This window comes from Pseudomonas sp. WS 5532, assembly GCF_012985445.1.
Taxonomy (GTDB): domain Bacteria; phylum Pseudomonadota; class Gammaproteobacteria; order Pseudomonadales; family Pseudomonadaceae; genus Aquipseudomonas; species Aquipseudomonas edaphica.
In genome coordinates, this window is sequence record NZ_JAAQWK010000001.1 from 556,549 (window position 1) to 570,653 (window position 14,105).

Annotated in this window: 19 protein-coding genes and 1 pseudogene; 19 read left to right on the plus strand and 1 reads right to left on the minus strand. The window is 57.7% G+C overall.

All coding sequences use genetic code 11. The features are described 5' to 3' along the window. Positions 1–118: 118 nt before the first annotated feature. The 19 genes and pseudogenes from HBO23_RS34085 to recX all read left to right on the plus strand — a co-directional run bounded on the left by HBO23_RS34085 (position 119) and on the right by recX (position 12,470). Complete coding sequence (locus tag HBO23_RS34085; RefSeq protein ID WP_346274606.1) at positions 119–376, plus strand: phage tail assembly chaperone; 258 nt, start codon at positions 119–121, stop codon at positions 374–376. A 79-nt stretch (positions 377–455) separates the two neighbouring features. Next, positions 456–647, plus strand: a complete 192-nt coding sequence (locus HBO23_RS02600) for a hypothetical protein (protein WP_146233153.1) — start codon at positions 456–458, stop codon at positions 645–647. A 2-nt stretch (positions 648–649) separates the two neighbouring features. After that, complete coding sequence (locus HBO23_RS02605) at positions 650–1,816, plus strand: phage tail protein (RefSeq protein ID WP_170036405.1); 1,167 nt, start codon at positions 650–652, stop codon at positions 1,814–1,816. Continuing rightward, on the plus strand, positions 1,816–2,322 hold the full coding sequence (locus HBO23_RS02610) for a phage major tail tube protein (RefSeq protein ID WP_099548528.1): 507 nt from the start codon (positions 1,816–1,818) through the stop codon (positions 2,320–2,322). The genes HBO23_RS02605 and HBO23_RS02610 overlap by 1 nt, the downstream gene beginning before the upstream one ends. Positions 2,323–2,475: 153 nt before the next feature. Further along, the gene (locus HBO23_RS02615; protein WP_170036407.1) at positions 2,476–3,048 is read left to right on the plus strand and encodes a phage tail assembly protein; all 573 of its coding nucleotides are present in this window, start codon (positions 2,476–2,478) and stop codon (positions 3,046–3,048) included. A gap of 127 nt (positions 3,049–3,175) precedes the next feature. Continuing rightward, complete coding sequence (locus tag HBO23_RS02620; RefSeq protein ID WP_170036409.1) at positions 3,176–5,011, plus strand: phage tail tape measure protein; 1,836 nt, start codon at positions 3,176–3,178, stop codon at positions 5,009–5,011. Beyond that, on the plus strand, positions 5,011–5,394 hold the full coding sequence (locus tag HBO23_RS02625; RefSeq protein ID WP_017137070.1) for a phage tail protein: 384 nt from the start codon (positions 5,011–5,013) through the stop codon (positions 5,392–5,394). Before HBO23_RS02620 ends, HBO23_RS02625 begins: the two co-directional genes overlap by 1 nt. Further along, the gene (locus HBO23_RS02630; RefSeq protein WP_017137071.1) at positions 5,387–5,599 is read left to right on the plus strand and encodes a tail protein X; all 213 of its coding nucleotides are present in this window, start codon (positions 5,387–5,389) and stop codon (positions 5,597–5,599) included. Before HBO23_RS02625 ends, HBO23_RS02630 begins: the two co-directional genes overlap by 8 nt. Positions 5,600–5,608: 9 nt before the next feature. After that, a complete protein-coding gene (locus HBO23_RS02635; protein WP_170036411.1) occupies positions 5,609–6,619 on the plus strand; it encodes a contractile injection system protein, VgrG/Pvc8 family in 1,011 nt (336 codons plus the stop codon). A 47-nt stretch (positions 6,620–6,666) separates the two neighbouring features. Then, a complete protein-coding gene (locus tag HBO23_RS02640; protein ID WP_138451102.1) occupies positions 6,667–6,825 on the plus strand; it encodes a Com family DNA-binding transcriptional regulator in 159 nt (52 codons plus the stop codon). A 38-nt stretch (positions 6,826–6,863) separates the two neighbouring features. Then, the gene (locus HBO23_RS02645; protein WP_170036413.1) at positions 6,864–7,826 is read left to right on the plus strand and encodes a hypothetical protein; all 963 of its coding nucleotides are present in this window, start codon (positions 6,864–6,866) and stop codon (positions 7,824–7,826) included. A 157-nt stretch (positions 7,827–7,983) separates the two neighbouring features. Further along, positions 7,984–8,160 (plus strand): hypothetical protein, encoded by a 177-nt coding sequence (locus HBO23_RS02650; protein ID WP_170036415.1) that lies wholly within the window; start codon positions 7,984–7,986, stop codon positions 8,158–8,160. A 128-nt stretch (positions 8,161–8,288) separates the two neighbouring features. Continuing rightward, positions 8,289–8,483: pseudogene (locus tag HBO23_RS02655) on the plus strand (hypothetical protein); the annotation flags it as partial. 80 nt (positions 8,484–8,563) lie between these two features. Next, positions 8,564–8,755, plus strand: a complete 192-nt coding sequence (locus HBO23_RS02660) for a Com family DNA-binding transcriptional regulator (RefSeq protein ID WP_170036416.1) — start codon at positions 8,564–8,566, stop codon at positions 8,753–8,755. Between the two features lie 132 nt (positions 8,756–8,887). Then, positions 8,888–9,649: an N-acetylmuramoyl-L-alanine amidase gene (locus HBO23_RS02665; protein WP_170036530.1), complete on the plus strand. Its 762-nt coding sequence runs from the start codon at positions 8,888–8,890 to the stop codon at positions 9,647–9,649. Positions 9,650–9,703: 54 nt separating this feature from the next. Beyond that, a complete protein-coding gene (locus HBO23_RS02670; protein ID WP_170036419.1) occupies positions 9,704–10,270 on the plus strand; it encodes a glycoside hydrolase family 19 protein in 567 nt (188 codons plus the stop codon). A gap of 81 nt (positions 10,271–10,351) precedes the next feature. Continuing rightward, positions 10,352–10,852: a CinA family protein gene (locus tag HBO23_RS02675; protein ID WP_099548533.1), complete on the plus strand. Its 501-nt coding sequence runs from the start codon at positions 10,352–10,354 to the stop codon at positions 10,850–10,852. 83 nt (positions 10,853–10,935) lie between these two features. Next, entirely contained in the window at positions 10,936–11,994 is a 1,059-nt protein-coding gene (gene recA, locus HBO23_RS02680) for a recombinase RecA (RefSeq protein WP_048720087.1), read from the plus strand. Positions 11,995–12,002: 8 nt separating this feature from the next. Continuing rightward, complete coding sequence (gene recX / locus HBO23_RS02685) at positions 12,003–12,470, plus strand: recombination regulator RecX (protein WP_034118389.1); 468 nt, start codon at positions 12,003–12,005, stop codon at positions 12,468–12,470. Between the two features lie 204 nt (positions 12,471–12,674). Here recX and HBO23_RS02690 read toward each other — a convergent pair whose 3' ends face one another. After that, on the minus strand, positions 12,675–13,787 hold the full coding sequence (locus HBO23_RS02690; protein ID WP_170036421.1) for a TIGR00730 family Rossman fold protein: 1,113 nt from the start codon (positions 13,785–13,787) through the stop codon (positions 12,675–12,677). Positions 13,788–14,105 lie beyond the last annotated feature (318 nt).

The following is a 14,105-nucleotide window of genomic DNA, read 5'->3' on the forward strand; positions in this document are numbered from 1 at the left end:
ATGTATACCGGATGACGCGGTTGAAATTACCGCTGATGAGCACATGGTACTACTGGAGGGACAAGGAAAAGGTAAGTTGATTAGTTGGGGGGACGATGGTTATCCCTTCCTGACAGAAATGCCAGCGCCTTCCCCTGAACAGCTTGCAACAGTTGAGCGCGCGTGGCGTGACTCTAGGCTTTCGGCAACGGACAGCGTGGTGGCACGCCACCGTGATGAGCAGGAGGAGGCACTGGGAACCACACTCACTTCCGAGCAGTACGTGGAGCTACAGACCTACCGCCGCACATTGCGCAACTGGCCTGAGGCTGGTGGGTTTCCGTTGAGCGAACACCGGCCCCCGGCCCCGACTTGGCTCTCAACGTTGCCTCAATAGATGTCTCGCTATGACGAGGCGTTTCTTTTTTGGCGCTCACATCTTGATAACCCACTAAAACCGCCCTGCGGTTTTTTTTATGCCCGGAGATCCACCTATGGCCAACCGCCAAACCTACACCGTCCTCATCCCATTCCCCACCGGAGGTGGCCACTGGTCCACCGCCGGCGAGGAGCTTGAACTGCTGGACGTCGAAGCATCCGCCCTGCGCACCGCCGGCCGCCTGGAACTGACCAGCGTCCTTAACTCCACCCCCAAGAAGGCTGACTAATCATGGCTGAGGTTTTGAACTTCGAGCACAACGGCATCACCGTGAATGCCACCGAATCCCCCGAGGCCATGGGTGGCCTGGGCGACAACGTTATCGGCCTGGTCGGCACCGCGCCGAATGCCCACGCGTCGATCCCGAAAAACGCGCCGTTTCGCATCAACAGCTTCACCACCCAGGCGCTGCTGGACCCGACCGGCGCCGAGTCGGGCACGCTGTTTCAGGCGGTGTACCAGATCCTCAAAGTGGTGAAAGTGCCGGTTTATGTGGTGATCGTGGAGGAGGGCGCAACCCCGGCCGACACCGTCAATAACGTGATCGGCGGCAACGAGCCAGCCACCGGCCGCAAGCTGGGCCTGGCGGCTCTGAGCAGCGTCCCGGAAGACCTGACCATCATCGGCGCCCCAGGCTTCACCGGCACCAAGGCCGTGGCCGGTGAGTTCGCTGCCTTTGGCAAGCGCATCAAGGCCCGTGTGGTGCTGGACGGCAAGGACGCGTCCGTCGCTGACCAAGTGACCTACAGCGGCGAGCTGGGCGGTGCCGATCTCGGCTTCGACCGCTGCCTGCTGGTGCACAATATGCCGTCGGTGTATTCCAAGGCGGCGAAGAAAAACGTGTTCCTGTCGCCATCCTCGCTGGCCATCGCCGCACTGGCCAAGGTCAAGCAATGGGAAAGCCCAGGTAACCAGGTGACCTTCGCCGAGGACGTTTCCCGTGTGGTCGAGTACAACATCCTCGACACTTCCACCGAAGGCGACCTGCTCAACCGTTACGGCGTGAGCTACTACGCGCGCACTGTCCTTGGCGGCTTTTCGCTGCTGGGTAACCGCTCCATCACCGGCAAGTTCATCAGCTATGTCGGCCTGGAAGATGCCATCAGCCGCAAGCTGGTCAAGGCCGGCCAGAAAGCCATGGCCAAGAACCTCACCAAGTCGTTTATGGACCAGGAGGTCAAGCGCATCAACGACTGGCTGCAAACCCTGGTGGCCGATGAAACCATCCCCGGCGGCAGCGTGTACCTGCACCCGGAGCTGAACAGTGTCGAGAAGTACAAGAACGGCACCTGGTTCATCGTCATCGACTACGGCCGCTACGCGCCGAACGAACACATGATTTATCAACTCAATGCCCGCGATGAAATCATCGAGCAGTTCCTGGAGGACGTTCTCTAATGTTTACCAACCGTGTAAGACAGGCCATTGCGGCCACCCTTCAAGGCCTGCCGTTGTCCGCGACAGTAGAGGAGTTCACCCCGCCGAAGATCGAGTTCGACATGGAATCCATGTCCGGTGGGCGCTTCATCGCCGAAGAAATGGCCAAGAGCGGCAAGGTGCTCAATGCCAAGTTGGTTCTGCAAGGTGCCGGGCCGGAAATCATGCTGGCCCTGGGCGTGCGCTTGGGTGACGACATTCTGCTGAACGTGCGAGAAGCCGGTCAGGATCAGGATGGCAAAACCTACTTCACCTACCACACGGTCGGCGGCAAACTCAAATCCCTGGAGGAGGCGAAGCTGAAGATGGGCGACAAGGTCACCACCACTTTGGAACTGTCCTGCCGTACCTACAACCGTCTGGAAAACGGCATTTCGGTGATCGACATCGACGTGCGCACCCAGAAGTTCGTGCTCAACGGCGTCGACATTCTCGGCGATGCACGCCGCGCGGTGCTGATGCCTTAAAGGCGAAGCGGGCACGGACAATGTGGGAGCTGGCTTGCCTGCGATGGCATCACCTCGGTGCACCAGACATACCGAGTCGCCTGCATCGCGGGCAAGCCCGGCTCCCACATTGACTGTGTTTAACCTCAAAAATGCTTAACAAGGAATTGCCCCATGGCCTGGATGCCACCGCTGCACATTCTGCTGTCCCCGATCACCGCCGACACTGGCGCGGCGATCCAGCAGATTCAACTCAAGCCGTTGTTTTACGCCGCGCAAAAAGACGCGCTGGCTCGGGCCGGTGATGACGAGGACGACCAGTTTTTTGAACTGGCGAAACTCGCCACCGGCCTGTCGGAAAAAGAACTCGACCAGCTCAAGCGCCCGGACTACGTGAGCATCGCTCAGTACGTACATGACATGTCGACACGCCCTACGTCGTTCTTCCTGGATCAGCCTGAAGAAGCGAACCACGATCAGCCTGTCCAGCTGTTGCTGGCCCTTGACGCGGCCGGTCGCAGCCTGACCGAACTACCCCTGGAAATGCCCGCCCTGCGCGCCACCAAGGTGATGAAAAAACTCGCCACCAACAAAGAACGCGCCGAGTTCATCACCGCTCATTGCACCGGTTTGATGATCCCCGATCTCGCTGGCCTGACCGTACCCGACTGGACGGAACTGCAGGAGCGCATCGACGATTTTTTAAATCAACCGGCGGACTTCTTTCGCAGCGCGACATCGAAGTAATCCTCGATGTGGTGCCGCTGATTTACTCGGTCAATGAGGCAGAGATCCTCGACTGGGACGCCGGCAAAGCATTGCGCCGCTACGACATCGCGATCACTCGCCTTGGCGTTAAACAGGAGTAAGCGGGATGCAAAACAAGTATTCGCTCGCGTATGCCATGGCCAAGGATGGCCAAGGTATTTTTAGCAACGCAGACAACGCAAAGGGGGGCGAGATTGTCAGCCCAGGCCCTTTGGTCTCTGGTGCTCTCGCAGAAGCGCCGTCGTTTTCCTCGATGAGTCTGGCGCTGACCAATGCAGGCTTGCAACTCAATGGCCTCTCGCTGTCCCTGGGGTTAGTGCGCAACAGCGTGGACGCGCTGGAAGACGCCTTGTCGCGGCTGAAGGCGGTGGACGTTGAACCGTCTAAAATCGATCAGCGTAGTGAGCAGAAGACGACCACCGAGGTTAAGTCGAGCGCATCGCAAGATCGGAGCTTGGTCCGTGACGCCATGACGTTGCGCGATGTAAAGAGCCTCGATCCGGTCGCAGCCTTCCAGCAATCGTTTGCTGCACCCGCCGTTGCGGAAAAAACTACCACTCAATTGCGAGAGGAGTCGTCAAAGAGTGAGGAGCGGCTCTCCACCACGCTGAAGCTCGCGCCGGTGCTCGGGGAGGACTGGTGGCTGCAAGCCAAGACCCATGTGATGGACCGCGCCAACACCATAGCGGGTGAGTCGCCCACAGCTGTCACCGCTGTAAAAATGGCTGAGGTGGTCGTTTTGCCGGTTATTTCACCCGTCATTACTGGCTTTTTTTCGGGCTTGGGAGAGACGATCAAAACCCGGGTAACGGGTAACTTGGTTGATGTAACGCTTGGCAAGTTGCCTGGAGTCGCCGGCAAGCTATTCAAGAGTGATGGCTTTAAAAAGGATAAGTCCTGCTGCTGTGCTGCTGCTGTTCAAGCCTCACCCAGTAGCCGCCGCGTCAGCCGTAGAAGTTCTTCTGCCAGGAAGAAGAATACCCAACCGCCAAAATCGCAGAATAAGAAGACGCAGCGCGCGCAGAACAAGCAAGGTTCGCAGAAGAAACAGGCTTCCGTGGCCAAGCCAGCTGCTACCAGGCTTGCATCCACAAAAAGCGGCGGCGTGATGGCGACGCTGCGCGGTGTGTCCGAGCGCTTTGCCAAGTCCTTTTTCCCTGCGCAGTCGAATGGTTTTCACGCCGGTGGCCCTACTCAGGGGATGCAACTGCGCGAGGTCCAGGCAAATAGTCGAAAGCAGGGCGCTGATTACCGTCAACCGGCTGCTGGCAGAGGGCCGGGGCTGATGGAGGCCTTGGAGCGAGGGCTTGTCCCCCTGCCTTCTGATGGGCGTATGACTGCTCTGCCAAACACACAGACCTTCAGCCATGAGCGCTCAACTGAGGCGCTGCCTCACGCGCCGAAGCTGCCGGCCTCCGGCCTGTCAGGCGCGGTGAGCAAGCTGGAGTCCTCCGCCGCCCGCCGCCTCGGCCCGATGAGGTATGTCGACACTGCCATGGATGTGGCCGAGGGTATCCGCAACGGCGACGCCAAAGCCGTCGGTGCAGGCCTCACCACTGCAGGTGGCGCCTGGGCAGGAGCCTCCGCCGGCGCGGCCATTGGCACGCTGATTTTTCCCGGTGTCGGCACCGCGGTCGGCGGCGCCATTGGGGGTTTGCTTGGCAGTGAAGCGGGCACCTGGCTGGGTGACAAATTGTTCGGCTCAACCGACCGACTGCCTGCACCCGGTGCAGTGAGCAAAGAGCTCAACGCCGCGCGTACCGACAATGTGCAAGTCACCCTCGCGCCGAGCATTCAGATTACCGGCGTGAACCCCGCCGATGCCCAGCAAGTCGTCAACCAGGTGATCCAGGCCCTGCAATTTCAGTGCATGCCGATGGTCACCGACACCCTTGGCATTCGGCGCAACGCGGCGCTGGCCGATCCACCAGGAGGTGATTGATGCAACAACAAATGGTCCTCGGCGACTTTATTTTTGGCCTGTCCCGTGGCTTTGCTTATTCCGGGCTGGTGCGTACCACTGATGGCGGCTGGAGTGACCTGGCGATTATTGCCAGCAAACCCCAGTCGCGGCAAAGCGGGCAGAAGCTGGAGAAGCTCACGTTCACCGGCACAGCGATGTATGCCATCGGCATGCAGCGCCTGGACGAGTTGCGCGCCCTGCAAAATGCGCGTGCGCCCTTACCGCTGGTCGATGGCATCGGCCGTAACTGGGGCCTGTGGCGGATCAATTCGGTGATGGAAACCCAGAGCAACGTGATCGATGACGGCACTGCCATGGTCATGGCCTGGACTATGGAACTGGAGGAATTCGTCAATGCGTAGAGTGCGAAGTATTGCCGGTGATTCGGTCAACCTGTTGCTCTACCGCGAATTGGGCCGTTGCGATGACGCGGCGGAAGAAACCCTTTGGCGTCTGAACCCCGAGCTTGCCGAGTACGGGCCGGTACTGCCCGCTGGTGTGTGGGTCATCGTGCCGGAAATGCAAGCGCGGCCGGCTGCTGTGCGGCCTGTTCTGGCGTGGGATTAAGGAGGCAACATGGCACAGGGATTTACGCCAATCGTGGAGTTTTATGGCGCCAATGCCGCGCTGCTCAATCAACGCCTGATGCGTTGGAGCCATACCGACGCCGCAGGTATCGAGTCTGACCGGCTGGAGTTGACTCTCAATATCGAGGGGCTGGAAGGTTTGCCCAGCCTGAGCGGCAAGATCGGTTTGCGCGTGGGTTATCAGGAGTCGGCGCTGGTGGAAAAAGGCGAATTTGTGATCACGCAGCGCACGCCCGTGCTGTTTCCCATGCGCTTGATGATCGTGGCGACTGCCGCGCCTTTCAGCATGCTCGACGCCAGCGGTTATCGCCAGCGACGGTCGGCCAGTTACGGACCAACCACGCTGGGCGCACTGTTTCGCCAACTGGTCAGTCGTCACGGTTTTTCACCGCGTGTTGCACCTGCGCTGGAAGGCATTGTGATTGCCCATATCGATCAGTCCAACGAAAGCGACATGGCGTTTATCACCCGCCTTGCCAAACGCTACAGCGCGGTCACCAAACCGATCAACGAGTTGTATGTGCTGGCCGAGGCGGGGCAGGTTAAATCGCTGTCCGGGCAATTATTGCCGCAGGTGAAGCTGTCCGTGACCCAGGACAATCGCCCCGGCGATCAGGCCTTCATCACCGCCAAACTCGACGAAACGTCCCGCTCCAAATACATGGGCAGCCGCGTGACCTGGTGGGATGCCGCAGGTGGCAAACAACAGGTAGTCGAAGTTGGGGTGGCCCCATTCAAAACCTTGCGCCAGCGCTGCCAGAACCAAGCCGAGGCGCGTGCCGTGGCTGAAGGCGAACTGCGACGTGTGGGACGCGAAGGTTTGAAACTGCTGATTGATTGCCCTGGCAACCCTTTGTTGGCTGCCGAAGGCGTGTTGTTGCTGGATGAAACCTGGCCTTCGTATATGCAGGGCCAGTGGTCGATGAAACAGGTGGTGCATGTTGGCGATCCGGCGACGGGGTATCGCAGTTCGATCACGGCGAATGGGTTGTCGGCGTGAACAGGTAAGTCATTCGCAGCAGCAGTTCACTGATGTTGGAGGAACTTATGTTGAAAGAGCTTCGATGCGGAAACTGCAAAAAACTCCTTGCTCGAATTGGCGAGGTTACAGAACTCCAGATCAAATGTTCCCGATGCGGGGCATTGAACCATGTGAAGGCCACGCGCCTCGAGCAATCGCCCATGAGCGCCATACGCCCAATATAGAGGCCTGAACTTAAATCAGCTCAGTAACGGAGTTTAAAATGGAAAACGCAAACTCAGCGTCTCAAACCTTGCAAGATCTTTGGACTCAAGTACAACCGGTGGATAACACCGGCATGCTTAGGCGCGTGGTTTTTGCGCAAGGCAAGTTTTATGCGGTTGGTGGCAACGGTCTTACCACAACCACTCAGGTTGTCAGCGGAGGCGCAACTGGTACAGCGTGGACCAAGCTTAAGGGCGCCCTCACCTCTGATAGCGGAAAGGTCCTCAACGAGCTGTACTGGAACGGTATTGGGTCATCGCTTCAAGCCCTTTCTCAATCCGGCAATCTGATCTTCGGCAGCGCAGACCACCCTGAAAGGGCTTGGACAGACCTTACGGCAACTGTTCGCGCGTCCGGAGACTTGCAAGGCATTGTGTTTTATTGGCCAATTTACGGCGAGAACTACACCTGGATACTGGTTGGGTCTAACGGTAAAGTCTTTTCCCGTTATGGCGATTGGTCAGGCCAGGTGGAGCGCACTACGACCTTCACTTCTAGCGAGACTGTGTACTGCGTCAACGTCATTGGCAGTTTTGTGTTGATTGCGGGATCGAATGGGAAGCTGCTTAGCGCTGTGAAGATGGCGACGGATAATCCGCAAACATTCACGACCAGAACCAGCACCTTCGGCTATAGCACCATCCTTTCCATGAAGCTTTGCAACGGGAAAATGTTTATCGTTGGTGCGGATGGCAAGATGGCATATTCATCCGATGGGCTTAGCTGGACTGCTGTTGAAGATACCAGTTTCGGTGGAACCATCATCCGCGACATTGCTTACGGTAATGGCAAGTATGTAGCTGTTGGCGACGGCGGCAAGACAGCCGTTTCCGAGGATGGGATCGGCTGGGTTCAGCAAGCCAACACTTTCGCAGGAACCGATATCCGGAGCGTTGCCTACGGCAACGGCAATTTTACAGCTGTTGGTGCAGGCGGCAAGATTGCTTACTGGACTCCATGATCTTCTATCTCCTTGCGTAATAGAGCCCAGCCGTCGCGCTGGGCTTTTTATTGCCTAATTTTCCCCAAGCCCTCAAAGCCTCTGACTTGTCACGCTGATGAGGGACCTATTCAGGGCCTCAGCATTCGCTGGGGCTTTTCGTGTCTGGAGGTTCAGCATGCTGCTCAGAAGTCTCGAAGAGGCGAAGCTATTTGTGGTGGTCGACGGCATCGCATGCGCCTACTACGCGCAGATCGGTGCAACCGAAATCGAAAATGCAAAACAGGCCGACTCGATTACACCAGAGCAGCGCTGGTTCCTGAAAGGGCTCACCTTCGGACCTATCAATCGTTAATTCCAGGCCTCGCCATTGAACGGGGACGTTTGCCTTAAGCCGTTCGTCCATTGATTGGCACTGACCATGACCTGCCAGCCTCCCATGTTCAAGCGCGGATATCCCGAGCATAAAAACGGAGAGTCAGCATGGACATCGATAAGAATGCGCCAGGCAATATTTCTCAGCAGGAAGTCACACGCGGCACTGATAACGAGACAGGGCATGACCCAAGGCGTGATGAGGACAAGATCCCGCTGCCGCCTGACGACGATGCACCTCTCGAAGAGGATATGTCGGATGTGGACGCCGCTGATTCAGTAGCGAGCGAGCATCCTGACAACAGAGTAAAATCAGCTAACAAACCCGGCGATTGTGTCGGGTTTTTTATTGCCCACGGAAAGGGTAATTCAGCAAAAGGAATTTGCAGATGTTGAAAGAATTCAGATGCAGTAACTGCAAAAGACTTTTCGCCTGCACAGGTGGGTTTACAGAGCTCCAGATCAAATGTTCCCGATGTGGGATGCTGAATCATGTGAAGCCCCCGAGCCTCGAGCAATCGCCTTTGAGCAACATGAAAGTGGAATCTTCCGCGACAAGTCATTCGACTCCATAGGTGAATACACATGAACACTATATTGAACTTCATCGTCTCTGAGAGCGCCAGGTGGCAGCATTCGCGTGCGGTTAATTCAAGGCGCGTGTGCTGCGTAATAGCTAAAGGATGGATAGGAAAAAGGGAGGCTCTATGTTTACGATTGACTACAACACTTATCGCACGCTTAAACCTTACGGCAAACGTGTACGTTTCCTGGTGTTGCACTACACCGCGTTGGACTTTTCTGGCTCGGTCAAATCGCTGACCACCGGGGCTGCAAGTGCGCATTATCTGATCCCGGATCCAACCGATCCGAGCTACATTGCGGCGGGCTTCAAGGGGCAGAAGATTTTCAGTCTGGTGGCGGAAGAGGACCGTGCGTGGCACGCAGGTGTCAGCCAGTGGGCCGGTCGTTCAGGGTTGAACGACACCTCTATCGGTATCGAGATTGTTAACCAGGCCACGGATGTCGACGGCGTTTTCACGTTCCCTGACTACCAGGCTTCGCAAATCAGAGCCCTCAAGCAATTGGCGAGGAACATCCTGCAACGTTACCCGGACATGTCGCCGAAAAACGTGGTAGGCCATTCCGATATTGCGGTCGGTCGCAAATCAGACCCGGGCCCCAAGCTTCCCTGGAAAGACCTTGCGCAGGCAGGTATCGGCGCCTGGTACGAGGATTCAGTCAAAGACAAATACCTCCAGCAATTCAGTGGCGAAATGCCTGAGCGTGAGCAAGTGGTTCAGGCATTTTCCCGCTATGGCTATGGCATTGAAACGCCCACTTCTGATGGTTTTTTCAGTGCGCTGGTACGGGCTTTTCAACTGCACTTTCGGCCTGAAAACCATGATGGCGTGCTGGATTGCGAAACCTGCGCGATCTTGTATGCACTGAATGAAAAATACGCCTGAGTTCGTGCGGCACTCAAAGCTCGATCTTCATTTCGAAGCGCCGAGGAGGGCAACATGGTCCTGTCCGAGCAACAGTTAGTTAAAGTCTTACCACGCTCACGGCTTAAAGCCGGCGTTTTCATTTCTGCGTTAAACGCGGCCATGTCACACCACCAAATCATCACACCTGAGCGCATGGCCGCATTTCTTGCTCAAGTCGGCCACGAATCCGGCCAGTTGCTCTATGTGCGAGAACTGGGCAGCGATCAATACCTGAGTAAATACGACACCGGCACCCTGGCCGCGCGTTTGGGCAACACCCCCGATGCCGACGGCGATGGTCAGAAGTACCGGGGCAGGGGGCTTATCCAGATCACGGGGCGGCGCAATTACCTGGCCTGCAGCCAAGCGTTATTCGGCGACGAGCGCCTGTTGCAGCAACCGCAACTGCTGGAGCAGCCTCAATGGGCGTGTGAGTCCGCCGCATGGTTCTGGCAGAGCAATGGTTTGAACGAACTTGCTGACAAAGACCAGTTCACCACCATTACCAGGCGCATCAACGGTGGGTTGAACGGGTTGGAGGAACGTCTGCAATTGTGGGCGCGGGCCAAGGCCGTGTTAGGCGTTTCCCAAGCGCGTTAGTGTCTTGATGCACTCTGCAACTTGCATGGCCGATAGGCTCCTGTAGGGTAGGCAAACCCCCGCCCATACTTGGAGACGACCGTGAAGGAAATCACTCAACTGGCCGCTGAACTGGGTCGCCGTTTGCAGGTGCTCAATGCCCACGTCACCACTGCCGAGTCTTGCACCGGTGGCGGTATCGCCGAAGCCATTACGCGTATTCCGGGCAGTTCGGCGTGGTTCGAGGCCGGGTATGTCACTTACTCCAATCGGCAGAAGACCCGCCAGTTGGGTGTGCCTGAGGCGCTGTTCCCCAAGGTCGGCGCCGTCAGCCAGGAAGTGGTGGAGGCGATGGTGCGCGGTGCGCAGGAAAAAAGCCTGTCGCGCTTTGCCGTGGCGGTCAGCGGTGTGGCGGGGCCGGATGGCGGTTCGCCGGACAAACCGGTGGGCACCGTATGGCTGGCGTTCGGTGTGGGCGATGAGGTAACGGCCGAGCTGGCGCACTTCCCCGGCAACCGCGACGAGGTCCGTCGACAAACGGTAAAGGCCGCGCTGGAGGGCTTGTTGCGACGAGCTGCAGCAGAAATCGAAAATCAGGGGTAGGCGATCCCGGATCTTTGTGGAACAATACTGTCTACTTATACAGGTGTTGGCCGTCAGGCCTTATTGATTACGTGAGGACTTTAATGGACGACAACAAGAAGAAAGCCTTGGCTGCGGCCCTGGGTCAGATCGAACGTCAATTCGGCAAGGGTGCCGTAATGCGTATGGGCGATCACGACCGTCAGGCGATCCCGGCTATTTCCACTGGCTCTCTGGGTCTGGACATCGCACTCGGCATTGGCGGCCTGCCAAAAGGCCGTATCGTTGAAATCTACGGTCCTGAATCTTCCGGTAAAACCACCCTGACCCTGTCGGTGATTGCCCAGGCGCAAAAAATGGGCGCCACCTGTGCGTTCGTCGACGCCGAGCACGCCCTGGACCCGGAATACGCCGGTAAGCTGGGCGTCAACGTTGACGACCTGCTGGTTTCCCAGCCGGACACCGGTGAGCAAGCCCTGGAAATCACCGACATGCTGGTGCGCTCCAACGCCATCGACGTGATCGTGGTCGACTCCGTGGCTGCCCTGGTACCGAAAGCTGAAATCGAAGGCGAAATGGGCGACATGCACGTGGGCCTGCAAGCCCGCCTGATGTCCCAGGCGCTGCGTAAAATTACCGGTAACATCAAGAACGCCAACTGCCTGGTGATCTTCATCAACCAGATCCGTATGAAGATCGGCGTAATGTTCGGCAGCCCGGAAACCACTACCGGTGGTAACGCGCTGAAGTTCTACGCTTCGGTCCGTCTGGACATCCGCCGTACCGGCGCGGTGAAGGAAGGTGACGAAGTTGTTGGTAGCGAAACTCGCGTTAAAGTCGTGAAGAACAAGGTCGCTCCGCCTTTCCGTCAGGCAGAGTTCCAGATTCTCTACGGCAAGGGTATCTACCTGAACGGCGAGATGATTGACCTGGGCGTACTGCACGGTTTCGTCGAGAAGTCCGGTGCCTGGTATGCCTACAACGGCAGCAAGATCGGTCAGGGCAAGGCCAACTCGGCCAAGTTCCTGGCAGACAACCCGGATATCGCTGCCACGCTTGAGAAGCAGATTCGCGACAAGCTGCTGACCCCAGCGCCAGACGTGAAAGCTGCCGCCAACCGCGAGCCGGTTGAAGAAGTGGAAGAAGCTGACACTGATATCTGAAGCAAACGATGACTGTGGTACTGGATACACTCGTCGCCGTTCGGCGCACCGCGATGGACCTGCTCGCTCGCCGCGAGCATGGTCGAGTCGAGCTGACGCGTAAACTGCGTCAGCGCGGTGCAGAGCCCGAGATGATCGAAACAGCCCTCGACCGTTTGACGGAAGAGGGGCTGCTTTCCGAAGCCCGCTATCTTGAAAGCTTTGTTTCCTACCGCGCGCGCTCCGGCTACGGCCCGGCGCGAATTCGTGAAGAACTGAGCCAACGCGGCCTGCAACGTGCCGATATCGACCTCGCCCTGCGTGAGTGCGGTATCAGTTGGCAGTCGCAGTTGGAAGATACCTGGCGTCGCAAGTTTGCCGGCCATCTGCCGATTGATGCCCGGGAGCGTGCAAAGCAAGGCCGCTTCTTGAGCTATCGCGGGTTTTCGATGGATATGATCAGTCGGCTGCTCAGCGGTCGAGACATGGACGATTAAGTCTTCAGGCTGGTAAAAATCTAAATGTGGGAGCTGGCTTGCCTGCGATGGCAGTGGGTCAGCTACCTATAAGCTAGCTGGCAAACCGCAATCGCAGGCAAGCCAGCTCCCACATTGGAATGTGTTGGTTGCCGGGATGCCAAATCCCGATAAAACAAAAGGCCCACTACGACAGTAGTGGGCCTTTTTTTTTTGCCTTAAAAATCACGCCGGCTCCGGCGCCACCCGCTGCTGTGTCTTGCCCTGAGCCTGAGCCCAGTTCTCCGGCAAATTGATGTAGTCCACCAATTCCCGCAGGCGGCCCTGATCACGACCGTTGAAGTTGAACACCAGCCGCGTCAAATGGCTGAACCTTGGTTCATCATGTTCCTCGCCTGTGTAAGCAAGCTGCTGGAACTCTCCACTTAGCCGCAAGCTGGCAAACTCGCTCTGCAAGTGGGTCAGTGCACGATCACTGAGCGGATGATTCATGCGCACCACAAACTCACGCTTCAACCAACGCGTGGAGTGGAAGTTGGCATAGAACTGGTTGATCTCCGCCACCGCCTCTTCAGCGCTGTAGACCAGGCGGATCAGCTTGAGGTCGGTGGGCAGGATATAGCGATTGGCTTCCAACTGACTGCGAATGAAGTCCAGTGCGCCTTGCCAGAAACCACCGCCTGGGGCATCCAGCAGCACCACCGGCACCAGCGGGCTCTTGCCAGTCTGGATCAGGGTCAGCACTTCCAGCGCTTCATCCAGCGTGCCAAAACCGCCCGGGCACAGCACCAACGCGTCGGCTTCCTTGACGAAGAACAGCTTGCGGGTAAAGAAGAAGTGGAAAGACAGCAGGTTCTCGGTGCCATCAATGGTCGGGTTGGCGTGCTGTTCAAACGGCAGGTTGATGTTGAACCCCAGGCTGTGTTCCAGACCTGCGCCCTCGTGGGCAGCGGCCATGATGCCGCCGCCACCGCCGGTGATCACCATCAGGTCGGATTGCGCCAGCAGCGTGCCGACTTCCCTTGCCAAGGCGTACAGCGGGCTTTCGACCGGCGTGCGCGCCGAGCCAAACACCGTGACCTTGCGGCGGCCCTTGAACTGTTCCAGCACGCGGAAGGCGTTATCCAGCTCGCGGATCGCCTGCAGCGTGATTTTTGCATTCCAACGGTTGCGGTCATCCTTGGCCATGCGCAGCACGGTGAGGATCATATCGCGATAAAGGGGGATGTTCGGGCTGTTGGGAGCGACCAGCTGGAGTTGTGCGTCGACCTGCTGGGTGAGGTCAGCGCCGTTTGCTTCAAAATGACGGAGCAGGCGGTCATTCGGTTCGTAAGGCATTCAACTTCTCCTTCTTCACAGAACCTGGGCCATCGGCGAGAGATTCGTCCGCGGCCACGACACTGCGTGTGTCGCTGCACGCCTTAAGCGTTGCACGGTGTTCGCCAGGCGGCGAAACGGGCTCTGTATGTTCCTTGTGATTTGGAAACCTTTGCACTGCAAGTCGCAGGAGGGCAACCCTCTTTTGCCCTGAAAATGTTACAGAACGGCGTGAAAAACGCAGTAGATGGGCTGCCGAGATGGCTTGATCATGAGCCGAAAAACCCTTGGCTGGCAACCGCTTATTGGTCACTCATCAAGCAGTTTAGTTGGCGGCTG

Excerpts from the sequence above, each read along its gene's own strand:
- HBO23_RS34085 (WP_346274606.1), top strand. The coding sequence starts at position 119 with ATGCCAGCGCCTTCCCCTGAACAGCTTGCAACAGTTGAGCGCGCGTGG.
- HBO23_RS02600 (WP_146233153.1), top strand. The coding sequence starts at position 456 with ATGCCCGGAGATCCACCTATGGCCAACCGCCAAACCTACACCGTCCTC.
- HBO23_RS02605 (WP_170036405.1), top strand. The coding sequence starts at position 650 with ATGGCTGAGGTTTTGAACTTCGAGCACAACGGCATCACCGTGAATGCC.
- HBO23_RS02610 (WP_099548528.1), top strand. The coding sequence starts at position 1,816 with ATGTTTACCAACCGTGTAAGACAGGCCATTGCGGCCACCCTTCAAGGC.
- HBO23_RS02615 (WP_170036407.1), top strand. The coding sequence starts at position 2,476 with ATGGCCTGGATGCCACCGCTGCACATTCTGCTGTCCCCGATCACCGCC.
- HBO23_RS02620 (WP_170036409.1), top strand. The coding sequence starts at position 3,176 with ATGCAAAACAAGTATTCGCTCGCGTATGCCATGGCCAAGGATGGCCAA.
- HBO23_RS02625 (WP_017137070.1), top strand. The coding sequence starts at position 5,011 with ATGCAACAACAAATGGTCCTCGGCGACTTTATTTTTGGCCTGTCCCGT.
- HBO23_RS02630 (WP_017137071.1), top strand. The coding sequence starts at position 5,387 with ATGCGTAGAGTGCGAAGTATTGCCGGTGATTCGGTCAACCTGTTGCTC.
- HBO23_RS02635 (WP_170036411.1), top strand. The coding sequence starts at position 5,609 with ATGGCACAGGGATTTACGCCAATCGTGGAGTTTTATGGCGCCAATGCC.
- HBO23_RS02640 (WP_138451102.1), top strand. The coding sequence starts at position 6,667 with ATGTTGAAAGAGCTTCGATGCGGAAACTGCAAAAAACTCCTTGCTCGA.
- HBO23_RS02645 (WP_170036413.1), top strand. The coding sequence starts at position 6,864 with ATGGAAAACGCAAACTCAGCGTCTCAAACCTTGCAAGATCTTTGGACT.
- HBO23_RS02650 (WP_170036415.1), top strand. The coding sequence starts at position 7,984 with ATGCTGCTCAGAAGTCTCGAAGAGGCGAAGCTATTTGTGGTGGTCGAC.
- HBO23_RS02665 (WP_170036530.1), top strand. The coding sequence starts at position 8,888 with ATGTTTACGATTGACTACAACACTTATCGCACGCTTAAACCTTACGGC.
- HBO23_RS02670 (WP_170036419.1), top strand. The coding sequence starts at position 9,704 with ATGGTCCTGTCCGAGCAACAGTTAGTTAAAGTCTTACCACGCTCACGG.
- recA (WP_048720087.1), top strand. The coding sequence starts at position 10,936 with ATGGACGACAACAAGAAGAAAGCCTTGGCTGCGGCCCTGGGTCAGATC.
- recX (WP_034118389.1), top strand. The coding sequence starts at position 12,003 with ATGACTGTGGTACTGGATACACTCGTCGCCGTTCGGCGCACCGCGATG.
- HBO23_RS02690 (WP_170036421.1), bottom strand. The coding sequence starts at position 13,787 with ATGCCTTACGAACCGAATGACCGCCTGCTCCGTCATTTTGAAGCAAAC.